This window comes from Leisingera sp. XS_AS12 (assembly GCF_041224635.1).
Classification (GTDB): Bacteria; Pseudomonadota; Alphaproteobacteria; order Rhodobacterales; family Rhodobacteraceae; genus Leisingera.
In genome coordinates this window covers 82,718-95,024 of the sequence record NZ_JBGFGM010000093.1, presented here as the reverse complement: position 1 = coordinate 95,024, position 12,307 = coordinate 82,718, and the positions used below count along the sequence as shown (strand labels likewise).

General features: G+C 61.4%; 9 protein-coding genes. 1 reads left to right on the top strand and 8 read right to left on the bottom strand.

Translation table 11 applies throughout. The features are described from left to right. Positions 1-12 precede the first annotated feature (12 nt). The 8 genes from AB9K35_RS09965 to dctP all read right to left on the bottom strand — a co-directional run bounded on the left by AB9K35_RS09965 (position 13) and on the right by dctP (position 11,369). The gene (locus tag AB9K35_RS09965) at positions 13-3,129 is read right to left on the bottom strand and encodes an efflux RND transporter permease subunit (protein WP_369925723.1); all 3,117 of its coding nucleotides are present in this window, start codon (positions 3,127-3,129) and stop codon (positions 13-15) included. A gap of 36 nt (positions 3,130-3,165) precedes the next feature. Continuing rightward, complete coding sequence (locus tag AB9K35_RS09960; RefSeq protein ID WP_369925721.1) at positions 3,166-4,326, bottom strand: efflux RND transporter periplasmic adaptor subunit; 1,161 nt, start codon at positions 4,324-4,326, stop codon at positions 3,166-3,168. 352 nt (positions 4,327-4,678) lie between these two features. Beyond that, a complete protein-coding gene (locus tag AB9K35_RS09955) occupies positions 4,679-5,431 on the bottom strand; it encodes an SDR family NAD(P)-dependent oxidoreductase (protein WP_369925719.1) in 753 nt (250 codons plus the stop codon). Positions 5,432-5,670: 239 nt separating this feature from the next. Then, positions 5,671-7,185, bottom strand: coding sequence for a malonyl-CoA synthase (locus AB9K35_RS09950; protein ID WP_369925717.1), 1,515 nt, complete (start codon positions 7,183-7,185; stop codon positions 5,671-5,673). After that, complete coding sequence (locus AB9K35_RS09945; RefSeq protein WP_369925715.1) at positions 7,178-8,443, bottom strand: malonyl-CoA decarboxylase; 1,266 nt, start codon at positions 8,441-8,443, stop codon at positions 7,178-7,180. The genes AB9K35_RS09950 and AB9K35_RS09945 overlap by 8 nt, the downstream gene beginning before the upstream one ends. Further along, a complete protein-coding gene (locus AB9K35_RS09940; RefSeq protein ID WP_222455515.1) occupies positions 8,440-9,756 on the bottom strand; it encodes a TRAP transporter large permease in 1,317 nt (438 codons plus the stop codon). Before AB9K35_RS09940 ends, AB9K35_RS09945 begins: the two co-directional genes overlap by 4 nt. Positions 9,757-9,761: 5 nt before the next feature. Next, entirely contained in the window at positions 9,762-10,304 is a 543-nt protein-coding gene (locus AB9K35_RS09935) for a TRAP transporter small permease (protein WP_222455514.1), read from the bottom strand. Positions 10,305-10,382: 78 nt separating this feature from the next. After that, positions 10,383-11,369: a TRAP transporter substrate-binding protein DctP gene (gene dctP / locus AB9K35_RS09930; RefSeq protein WP_369925713.1), complete on the bottom strand. Its 987-nt coding sequence runs from the start codon at positions 11,367-11,369 to the stop codon at positions 10,383-10,385. A gap of 134 nt (positions 11,370-11,503) precedes the next feature. On the opposite strand from dctP, the gene AB9K35_RS09925 reads away from it, so the two are divergent. Beyond that, complete coding sequence (locus AB9K35_RS09925; RefSeq protein WP_369925711.1) at positions 11,504-12,160, top strand: GntR family transcriptional regulator; 657 nt, start codon at positions 11,504-11,506, stop codon at positions 12,158-12,160. Positions 12,161-12,307 lie beyond the last annotated feature (147 nt).

Here is a 12,307-nt window from a genome sequence, read left to right as displayed (position 1 = left end):
GCCGCGTAGACATCAGGCGACCGACGGACGCTTCTGTCTCAGCCGGGTCAAGCGATGGATCACGACAAAGAACAGCGGCACGAACAACACACCCAGAACGGTGGCTGAAATGACGCCGCCCATGACACCGGAACCCATTGCCGTGCGACCACCTGCCCCGGCCCCGGACGACAGGACCAGCGGCAGGACGCCAAGCGAAAACGCCATGGACGTCATCAGGATCGGACGGAAACGCTGTTGCGACGCATCCGCCACCGCCGCCAGCAAGGCCTCGCCGGCCTCAACCTTGTCGCGGGCAAATTCGACGATCAAAATCGCGTTCTTGCCGGTCAGGCCAATCACCGTCAGCAGCGCCACTTGGAAATAGACGCCGTTTTCGAAACCCCCGATCCACGCGCCCACTAGGGCACCAACGACACCGATCGGCATCGCCAGCATTACGGCAAAAGGAATTGACCAGCTTTCATACAAGGCCGCCAAACAAAGGAAGACCGCGGCGAGCGACAGCGCATAGAGGAGTGCAGCCTGATCCCCGGCCTCGCGCTCCTCCAGCGACAACCCGGTCCAGGCGACCTGGAAGCCCGGTGGCAACTGTTCCACCAGCGCTTCGATTTCGGCCATCGCCTCCCCGGTGGTCACACCGGCAGCCGGGCTACCCTGCAACTGAATGGCAGCCACGCCATTGTACCGGTAAAGTCCCTGCGGTCCGAACTGCCAGCTGGCCTTGGCGAAGTTGGAGAAGGGCACCATGCCACCGGACGCATTGCGAACACGCCATTGTTCGATGTCCTCGGGCACCATGCGGTAGGGCGCATCGCCCTGTACATAGACACGCTTGATCCGCCCCCGGTCGAGAAAGTCGTTCACGTAGCGGCCCGCCCAGGCAACCGAAAGCAGGTCACCCACATCGGTGGCGGACAGGCCCATGGCCCCCGCAGCCCGCCAGTCCACATCCAGATTGAACTGCGCCGCATCTTCCAACCCGTTTGGACGGATCGAGGCGATCTTGCTGCTTTGCGCCGCCAGTCCCATAAGCTGATTACGCGCCGCGACAAGCTCCTCGTGCGTCTGGCCGTTACGAGCCTGCAGGTAGAAATCAAAACCGCTGACGTTGCCCAGCTCGATCACCGCCGGTGGCACGATCGGAAAGACAAACGCTTCACGGATCTGGGAAAAGACCCCAAAGGCCCGTCCCGCAATTGCCTGGGCGCTGCGGTCCGGCGTGCTGCGCTCGTCCCAGTCCTTGAGGCTCACAAAGGCGAGACCCATGTTCTGGCCCTGCCCGGCGAAACTGAAACCACGCACGGTGAACAATGAGCTCACGTTGTCCGCTTCGGTTTCAAGGTAATGGGTTTCCAAACGCTTGAGCACGTCTTCGGTAGCCTCGGCCGTGCTGCCGGTCGGCCCCTGGACCAGAGTGAACAGGATGCCCTGATCTTCTTCCGGCAAGAACCCGGTCGGGGTGCGCAGGAACAGGCCGACCATCAGCGCGCCGATCATCAGGTACAGCACGCCAATGCGCAGAGGACGGCGGATGACATAGCCAACGGTCGCCCCATAGCCGCGGGTCAGTCGATCGAACGCCCGGTTGAACAGGCCAAAGACGCCGCGGGCTCTGGCCGCATGGTCCGGCTTTCGCAACATCGTGGCACAGAGGGCCGGAGTCAGCGTCAACGCCACCACAACGGACAGCATCATCGCCGATACGATGGTGATCGCGAACTGTTGATAGATTACCCCGGTTGACCCACCAAAGAACGCCATCGGCACGAAAACGGCCGAGAGCACCAGCGCGATACCGATCAACGCGCCGGTAATCTGCCCCATCGATTTGCGGGTGGCTGCTACCGGATCAAGGCCTTCTTCCTCCATGATCCGTTCAACGTTTTCGACCACGACAATGGCATCATCCACCAACAGGCCGATCGCCAGCACCATGGCCAGCATCGTCAAGGTGTTGATGGAAAATCCAAAGACCGCCATCACCCCGAATGTTCCCAGCAGCACCACCGGCACCGCCAGCGTCGGGATCAGCGTGGCCCGCAGGTTCTGCAGGAACAGGAACATCACAAGGAACACCAGCACAATTGCCTCGAACAGGGTTTTCACCACCTCTTCGATCGAGATCTTCACAAATGGCGTAGTGTCATAAGGCACCACATATTCCACGCCTTCCGGGAAGAATTGTGAGACTTCCTCCAGCCGCGCCTTCACCCGCTCCGCGGTCTCCAGAGCATTGGCACCGGACGCGAGCTGGATCGCCATGCCAGCCGTTGGCGAGCCGTTGAAACGGGCCGATGTTGTGTAGTTCTCGGCACCGATCTCCACACGCGCGACGTCACGCAGCAGGACAAGTCCGCCGTCTGTCTCGGCGCGCACCACGATCTGCTCGAAGTCTTCCGGGGTCGACAGCAAAGACTGGGCCGTGATGGTCGCGTTCAGCGCCTGGCCCTCGACCGCCGGCAAGGAGCCGAAGGCCCCCGCCGAGACCTGGGCGTTCTCACGCGAAACAGCCTGGACGATATCCCCAGGGCTAAGTTCGAATGCCGCCAATTGCTCGGGGTTGAGCCAGATCCGCATGGCATATTGCGCCCCGAAAACCTGTACATCCCCAACACCTTCAAGGCGGCTGAACTCGTCGACCATGCTCGACACCATGTAGTCCGACAGATCAACGGCATCCAGCCGCCCGTCGGTCGACACCAGCGCCGCGACCAGGAGGAAACCGCCAGAAGATTTGCGCACCGTCACCCCCTGCCGCTGCACGGCTTCGGGCAGTAGCGGCGTGGCTTGGCTGAGCTTGTTCTGAACCTGGACCTGCGCGATGTCCGGATCGGTCCCCGTCTCGAAGGTCAGTGTCACCGACGCGGAGCCGGTAGAGGTCGACGAGGAATTGATGTAGCGCAGACCGTCGAGCCCGGTCATCTGCTCTTCGATTACCTGGGTGACGGTATTGTTCACCGTCTGGGCCGAAGCGCCGGGATAGCTGGCGCTCACCTCCACCGTCGGCGGCGCGATCTGCGGATATTGCGCCACCGGCAACACCATGACGGCCAAAACCCCGACCCCCATCAGGAGGATCGAAATCACCCAGGCAAAAACCGGGCGGTCAATGAAATAACGTGCCATTTCTTATCCTTGCCAAATGCTCTGGCGATCCGCGGCCTAATGTTGCGATGCCAGGGCAGCGGTGTGGAATTCTTCCGGAGCGACCGTCGCGCCGGGAGCAATCTTCTGCAGACCCGCAACGATCAGGCGATCACCTGCCGCTAGCCCCTCTGAGACGATCCAGTCACTTCCCCGTGTCCCCAGCACCGTCAGCACGCGAGCCTCCACCACGTTGTCATCGTTCACGACCATAGCCGTCGGCTGGCCCCGTCGATCCCGCCCGACGCCACGTTGCGGTGCCAGAACAACATTGTGGGCCAGACCCACCGGCACATGTGCCTTCACGTACATGCCCGGCAGCAACAATTCGTCCGGGTTGGGAAATTTCAGCCGCAGAACTGCCACACCGGTCTGCGGGTCAACTTGCGGCTCAGCGGCCAGAAGCGTTCCGCGATGTTCGAAACTCATCCCGTCTGCAAGGGTCAGCGTTACAGTCGGGTCCAGGGCAGGTTCGTTGGCACCCTTTTGCCTCTCGTCTCTGGCACGGGAATAGCGCAGCACATCGGTGGTCGAGGCCGTGACATCCACGTAGACACTGTCGATCTGCCGGATAACCGCCAGCGCGTCTGCCTGTTGCGCGGTCACCAACGCGCCTTGAGTGGTGAGGGCTCGCCCCACTCGCCCGGACAGGGGGGCCTTGATGACCGTGTGTTCAAGATCGATCTCAGCCGCCTGCAGTTGCGCTTCAGCCACCAAGAGACCGGCGCGCGCAGCATCACGCGCAGCCACGGAATCGTCGATCGCCTGCTGGCTGGCAACGCCGCGCTGGAACAATTCCGCAAGGCGCTTTTCCTCTTTTTCCGCAGCTGTCAGATTTGCCTTCGCCTGGGCTACGCTGGCCCGGGCCTGGGCAACGCGCGCCTTGTAGATCGCATCATCGATGCGATACAGCGGATCGCCCGCGGCAACCAGGCCACCTTCCTGGAACAGCCGTTCAACGATGATGCCAGACACTTGCGGGCGAACTTCCGCGACCCCGAGCGCCACAACCCGACCCGGCAGCTCCGAAGTCAGCGTCACGTCCTCGGATTGCAGAGTTACCACGGTCACGGGCTGGGGCGGGCGTCCTTCCTGCGCCGTGGCCGGAACCGCGGCAAGAGCCAACAGGACCGCAGCCGTCCCTTTTGACAGTCGCATTATGTTGCAAAGCAAATTCATGGTTTTCTCCCGGCAACCGCCGCGCGGTGCTTGAAATTGACCCATATGGTCTGGATGTGCAGGGACAGACAGCGCCTCGGCCGGAACGCAGGTTCCAACCAGTTGGCACAGCCCGACGGGGCAGTCTTCTGCGGCAGGCTCACGGCTGCTGTCCCATTTCAGTTGATGCAATCCGGCGCGCAGACCGGACAACGAAGCGTCGACGCGGGCGACCCGGTCTCAGGAGCGCCCGTTTGCCGTGGGATTAGCATGTCACGCCCGGTGACCGACTATGAAACAGATCACAGAAGCGCGTGAATATCGTGCGATGCTGCACGGCTGGCGTGCGGCGATACACAGTGTGCGGTTTGGCTCAGCGCCGCAACGCAGGCAGCCCGACGCCGGTAGCCTGAAACCCACCGTCCGAGGCAATGGTCTGCCCCGTCACGTAGCTGGCCTTTTCCGAACACAGGAACACGATCACCGAAGCAATTTCGTCCTCGGTGCCGTATCGGTTCAAGGGGATGGCGTCGTGATAAGCATCAATGATCTCCTGGCTGTGAACCGCCATCGCCAGCTTGGTGCGCACGGGCCCCGGCGCAACGCAGTTTGCGCGGATTCCGTATTCTCCCAGTTCCACCGCCTGTTGTTGTGTCAATTGGATCACAGCGGCCTTGGAAGTCCCGTAGGCCACCCGCAGCGTCGAGGCGCGCAGCCCCGATATCGAGGCAATGTTTACTATGGCCCCGCGGGTTTCCCTGAGGTGCGGAATTGCGGCCTGCGAGCACAAGAAGACGCCGTCGAGATTGGTTGCCATCACCCGGCGCCAGCGATCAAAGCCGGTTTCCTCGATCGGGCCGAAATCCGCGACGCCGGCATTGTTCACCAGGGCATCGATACGGCCGAGTTTCGCAGCGCAGGTATCGATCATGATCGCCACCTCGTCCGGCTTTGACACATCACAGACGATCGGCAACACACCCTCCATCTGCGAGGCTTCGGCCATCAGGGCCTCGGCGTCGCGGTCGATCATGGCGACGCGCCGCCCCTCTGCCAGAAATTGCCTGGTGGTGGCGAGGCCAATGCCGCGCGCGGCACCGGTGACGATGGCAGTTCTCTGGGTCATGAAAGGTCTCCTCGATCTCGGTAGTTTTCTGTCTGCAGCAGCGGGGTTGCCAGTTGCGGCACAAGCCCGATCACCGCCAAGCCGAGAAGGCAAGCGACCAGAAATGTCAGCCCGCCCCGCGCAACGGGTTCTATGGGCAGCGGCGTCACATTGGCTGCGACACAGAGGTTGATCCCAACCGGCGACGTTATCAAGCCGGTGGCTGGGCGGCGCCCTGCCCGACTGCCTCCCGACGGAAATCAACCGACGAACATATCCTTGTATCGCTCTCGCAGGATGTTCTTCTGCACCTTGCCCATGGTGTTGCGCGGCAACTCATCAAGCAGGATCAACTTCCGTGGATGTTTGAACCGCGCCAACGACTGCTGCACCGCCACCATCATGGCTTCCAGATCCAGGGACTGACCGGAGACCGGTACGACGATTCCCAGCACCGTCTCGCCAAAATCAGGGTGTGGGACGCCGATCACCGCACTTTCCAGTACGCCGGGCTGCTCGTCCAGTACCAGCTCTATCTCCTTGGGGTAGATGTTGTAGCCACCCGAAATGATGAGGTCCTTGTTGCGGCCAACGATGTGCACATAACCGTCTTCGTCGATCCGCCCCAGATCGCCGGTGATGAAGAACCCGTCTTCGCGCAGTTCTGCCGCCGTTTTTTCCGGCATCTGCCAGTAGCCCTTGAACACATTCGGACCGCGCACCTCGATCTGGCCGATTTCCCCCTGCGGCAAGACCTCGCCACTTTCGGCATCCGTGATCTTTAGCTCGACACCCGGCAGGGGAAACCCAACCGTGCCTGCGCGGCGCTCCCCGTCATAGGGGTTGGAGGTGTTCATATTGGTCTCTGTCATCCCGTAGCGTTCCAGAATGCGGTGACCGGTCCGCTGTTCGAACTGGACATGGGTTTCCGCCAGCAGCGGTGCCGAACCGGAGATGAACAGCCGCATCGGTTCTGCAAGTTCCCGGGTGAACCTGTCGTCGCCCAAAAGGCGCGTGTAGAACGTCGGCACCCCCATCATGGTGGTGGCTTGCGGCAACTTCTCCAGCACGACGTCGACATCGAACTTCGGCAGAAAGATCATGCTGCCCCCCGCCGCCAAGGTGACGTTGCTTGCGACGAACAAACCGTGGGTGTGAAAGATCGGCAGCGCATGTAGCAGGACGTCACTGTCGGTGAAACGCCATTCCTGCACCAGGGTTTCTGCATTGGACAGCAGGTTATCCTGCGTCAGCATCGCCCCCTTGGAGCGCCCTGTCGTCCCCGAGGTATAAAGAAACGCGGCGAGATCATCGCCCTCCCGATCCACCGTGGCAAAGGCCACCGGCATGGCGGCGGCCTGGTCCATCAATGTGCCAGAGCCGTCGCCATTGAGCGTTTCCACTGCCGCGCCGAGCCTTTTGGCAATCGGGGCCAACGTCGCCTCGCGGCGGCCATCGCAGACCACCACGGAGGCACCGCTGTTTTCTATGAAATAGGTCAGCTCGTCGGCGGTATAGGCCGTGTTCAACGGCAAGAAGATCAAGCCGGCCTGCACACAAGCGGCGTATAGCGCCAGCGCTTCCGGCGATTTTTCGACCTGCGCCGCGACCCGATCCCCCGGCTCCAGGCCCGTTTGGGCGAACACATTGGCGATTTGCGCCGCGCGGCCAAGAAAATCTTGGTGTGTCACGATCTCACCGTCCGGCAAATGCAGGAATGGTGTCGCCTTGCCAGCATGGATGCCGAACAGACGGTCGAACAATGGGTTAGCCATTTGAATGCCTTTCTTGTGCCTGTGCGCTTGCGGCGGCCGCCAGGGTCTGCACCCCGGCCGCGGCAATCACCTCTTGGGTCTCCGCGAAACATTCGTGGTTCTGCGCGGTTTTCCCGAGATCGTAAAGATAATTGACCATGGCTCCGCCGGACTGCGCACGCCCCTTCTGCGATGTATCGGCGTCAGCATGAACAGCGTGAACGATCGCCCCATTTCCAAGATGGAACCGCGCCACGGGATCATAGGGCTGGCCTCGCTTGTTTTTCGCGGTCAGCAGGTATCGCGCCGCGATTGCACGCATGCCTTCCGCGTCCTGCAGAGGCATATCGATCCCCTCTTCTCGTATCCATTTGCTCAGCCCGGGGATCGGCGACAGGGTAACGAAAGTGTCCAGCCCCGACAACTCCGCCGCCAGGTCGCTGGCCACCTGCTTGATCAGCGAGTTGCCAAAGGAGATGCTGGCGAGACCGGCCTGGCAGTTTGAAATCGAGTAGAAGACGGCCGTGGTGGCATCCTCGGCCGGCATCGCCTCACGGTCCTCGGCAAGCAGTGCCTGGATCGACTTGGGGACATCCCGCGTCAGCGCCACCTCCACAAAGATTAAAGGCTCATCCGGCATGGAGGGATGAAAGAAGGCAAAGCAGCGCCGGTCAGACGGTTGGAGACGGCGACGCAAGTCGTCCCAACTGTCGATTGCGTGCACTGCTTCATAGGCAATGATCTTTTCCAAGATATGTGCCGGGCTTTCCCAACTGATCGGTCGCAACACCAGAAAACCGCGATTGAACCAGCTGGCGAACAAGTGGCGAAAGTCCAGATCCAACGCCTCCAGTTCCGGCTCGCCACGGCCCAGCCGCAAAAGATCCGCGCGCATCCGAACCAAGGCTCCCGTGGCGTCCGGCACTTTGTTCAGCCTGCGGATCAACTCCTGCCGCCGCGGCTCGGAAGCCGCCATGAAGGCGCGGTAGCTCGCCTTCGACGGGTTCTTCTCGTAGGCATCAAGCGTCGCCCGGACGGTCTCCGGCGCGATGTTCATTTCCATTGCCAGATGGCGGAAAAAGGCGCGTTTGCCGTCATCGTCCAATGCCTTGAACCGCGCCAGTATCTCCTCCGCCAGCGCCAGGCCCGAGGTCTCCCCGGTGGAGCCGACCAGCGCGGTGGCCAGTTCCTCCAGCGGGCGGCCGTCGGGCGACGCGGCGGCCTCGCGGCGCTGGCGCCGCTCGAAGACGGTGGACAGAAGCTCTGCAAGCAGGCTCATACCGCGGCCCCCATCACCAGATTGGGCAGCCAGGTGGCCAGTCCCGGAAACAGGCACAGCAGCACGATCGCCAGCACCATGCAGGCCACGAAAGGCAAGGAACCGGTCAGGATCGTCTTGAGCGAGATGTCGGGCGCAATGCCATTGATGACGTAGAGATTCAGCCCTACCGGCGGCGAGATCAGCCCGATTTCCATGTTGATGGTCAGTACGACCGCAAACCAGATCGGATCAAAGCCCGCGGTCGTGATGATCGGCAAGAGGATCGGCGCTGCCATCAGGATCACCGCAACCGGCGGCAGGAAAAAGCCCGCAATCAGCAGAAAGACATTCACCGCCCCCATCAGCACCCAGCGGTTCACCTCCAGCGTGCCAATCCACTCGGCGATTGCCTGGGTAATGAACAGCGATGACAGCATGTAGGAAAACACGCCCGCGGCCGCTACGATGAACAGGATCATCACGCTTTCCTTGGTGCTGTCGCGCAGCACCACCCAGAGATCACGCGGGTTCCACAGCTTGTAAATGATGACCGCGATCAGCAGGCACAAAAGCGCCCCCACCGCGGCGGTTTCCGATGGTGTCGCGATGCCACCGTACATCGCGTACAGCACGCCGAGGATGATGGCCAGGAACGGCAGCACCCGCGGCAGGATCTCGAACCGCTGACGCCAGCTGTAGCTGCCCGATGCCAGCAGCGTCGCGTCACCCGACCGCCAGGTGGAATACAGAGACCACGCCATGAACAACCCCACCAGCAGCAGCCCCGGGATGACCCCCGCCAGAAACAGACGCCCGATCGAGGTTTCGGTGGCGATTCCGTAGACGATCATGGTGACCGATGGTGGGATCAGGATGCCCAGCGTACCACCCGCCGCAATGGAGCCAGCGGCAACGCCGTCCGGGTAACCGCGCTTGCGCATCTCGGGGATGCCCATCTTGCCGATGGCCGCACAGGTCGCAGGTGACGAGCCCGACATCGCCGCGAACAGGGCGCAGGCGCCGAGGTTGGACACCACCAGCCCACCGGGAATACGCGTCAGCCAACGCTCCAACGCCTCGTACAGGTCGGCTCCCGCGCGGGTCGAAGCAATCGAGGCGCCCATGATGATGAACATCGGGATGGACAGCAGCGCGAAATTGTCCAGCTTGCCGAACAGGATTTCCGGCATCAGCTCCAGCGAACGCGGGCCGTCGAAGACGATCAGGAAACCGGCGGAAACGATCAGAAGGCCAATGGCCACCGAAACGCCGGAAAACAATACGACAATGGTGGCCAGTGCCACGATGCCGCCGAGCAGAAGCGGGTCCATCAGCCTTACTCCAGTCCAAATGGTTTATCGACGCCGGTCAGCACGGCCACCAGATCTGCAACCAGTTGCAGCAGTAAGAGACCGAAGCCGACGGGGATCGAGAGATAGGGAATCCAAAGGCGCACACCCCAGACGGTGTCCGACCGCCAGCCGCGCTCCCAGGCGAAATGCCAGTATTCAAAGCCGTACCACAGCATGACCGCGGTGATTGCGATCGACAGCACCGCCGTCAGAACCGCCAGTGCAAACCGAGCGCGTGGTGCCAACGACAGTGGGATCAGATCGACATTCACATGGCCGCGCAGCCGCTGCACGTAGGGCAGACCGACCAGGGTTGCGGCAATGATCAGATAGATCACGGCTTCGGTCTGCCAGATGGTGGACCCGTTCAGGACGAACCGCACCACGATCATCTGGCAGGTGATGGCAACCGCTGCAACGATCATCGCAGCGGCACACCAGCCCGCAAGGGTCGACAGCGCCGCAGCGAGACGCAGAAAGGAGTTGTTGCCGGATCGGGCAATGGCGGCATTGCTATGGCTGGCCATCAGCATCTCCCGTAGTTGAAAGGTAACAAGGGGCGGAGCGGCTCGAGGGCCGCTCCGCAGGCAGTCGATCGAGGGGGATCACTCGACCGCCAATGCAAGGTCCAGCAGCTTTTGCCCGTCGGCCACTTCTTCGACAAACTTCTTGTAGGAGGTTTCCATTGCCAGCTTGCGCCAGGCCTCGAAATCCTCGGCAGACATCTCGGCAATCTCGACACCAGCCTCGGCAAACACCTCGGCCGAAGCGGCGTCCTGTTTCTTGGCTTCTTCCAGGTAATAGGCCTGCGCCTTTTCAGCGGCGTCGCGCAGCGCATTCTGTTGGTCCTCGGTCAGACCGTCGAAGGTGCTCTTGTTCATCAGCAACGGCTGGTACATGAACCACAGCGCCACGTCGCCTGCGGGGGTGTAGCAGCTGACCTGCTCGTAGATCCGATAGGATACAAAGGACGAGGACGATGTGTTGGCCGCCTGCAAAACGCCCGTCTGCATCGCGTTGTAGATTTCCGACGACGCCATCGAGGCGATCGACGCCCCGGCCCCGGCCAGCATCTGCTCAAACGACTTGCCGGCGGCGCGGGTTTGCAGCCCCTCCACATCCTCTGGCTTGGTGATGCACTTATCCTTGCCGGCAAAACCGCCGGCGAGGTAGCCATGAACCAGAACCATGACGTCATCTTCGGCCATCTTCTCTTCCAGCGCATCCATGAAAGGCGAGTCGCTGAGGCGCGCCGCATGATCGTGATTCTTCACCAGCCCCGGCATCAGCGTCAGGTTATAGGCGGGCTGCTGGCCGCCGGCGTAGGAGAGCGGCAGCACCGTCATGTCCAACTGGCCGCGGCTCAACGACTTGTACTGCTCGCGCGGCTTGAACAGCGATTTCGAGCCGAAAATCTTTATGCTTAGATCCACATTGGCAGCTTCGACTTCATCCGCGACGATCTGGGCGACCTTGTGGCGCACGTCATTGTTCGACCATTGATGCGACAGGCGCAGCTCGGTTGCATTTGCCAGGCTGCCTGCCGCAGCCAGCGCCATCCCGGCCACCGCGGCCTTGAGAACAGATTTCATGTTTTCCTCCCTGAATGCCTCCTGGCGAACCAGAAGATGCAAGACGGTAGGCGCGCAGTGTTTATCATGTCAACATTTTTGTATACAAGAATAGTGTTCTTGAATTTGATATCGGCGCCGGATAGATCTTGTTCATGGAACAACGCCGCGCCGACAACATCGCCGAACAGCTGGAAGAGCTGATTTTCAACGGAACTTTCTCCAACGGTGACCGGTTGGATGAGGTGCGCCTGGCCGAGCAATTCGGCGTGTCCCGCACGCCGCTGCGGGAAGCCTTTCAACGGCTTGCCCTCTCTGGCCTGGTTGAATTGATTCCCCGCCGCGGCGCTTTTGTCCGCCAGCCCGGCCCGGTTGAGCTGATGGAAATGTTCGAAGTGATGGCAGAACTGGAAGCAGTCTGCGGTCGCCTCGCCGCCCTTCGAATTTCCGACGACGCGCTGGAGGAATTGCGCGACGCCAACGCCAAGTGTCAGGCCGCTGTAGATAATCGGGATGCGGATAACTACTACATTGAAAACGAACGCTTTCACATGATCATCTACCAGCAGTCAGGCAACAGCTTCCTTGCCCAGGAGGCCGCCAAACTGCATAAACGCCTGAAGCCGTTTCGCCGTCAGCAACTTCGCTTCCGAGGCCGAATGGCGCAGTCCATGGCTGAGCATGAGCTGGTCGTCCAGGCCCTGGAACGGGGAACGGCTGACCAGGCCGCCGATACGTTGCGAGGCCATGTGGCGGTACAGGGGGAAAAGTTTCATCAGCTGATGGCCACACTGAAATCGGAAGCCGATTAGACGGCTTCCCAAGACGCACACCCACGCGCCTTCTTGGCTGATCGGAGCGCGTTCAGGGTTCGACCGACGCCCGAAAACCCTGCTTGCAGGGCGGGCAACATTGCCGCTTTCGTCGACCATCCTCAAACGTGATTTTCAGGCCATCGC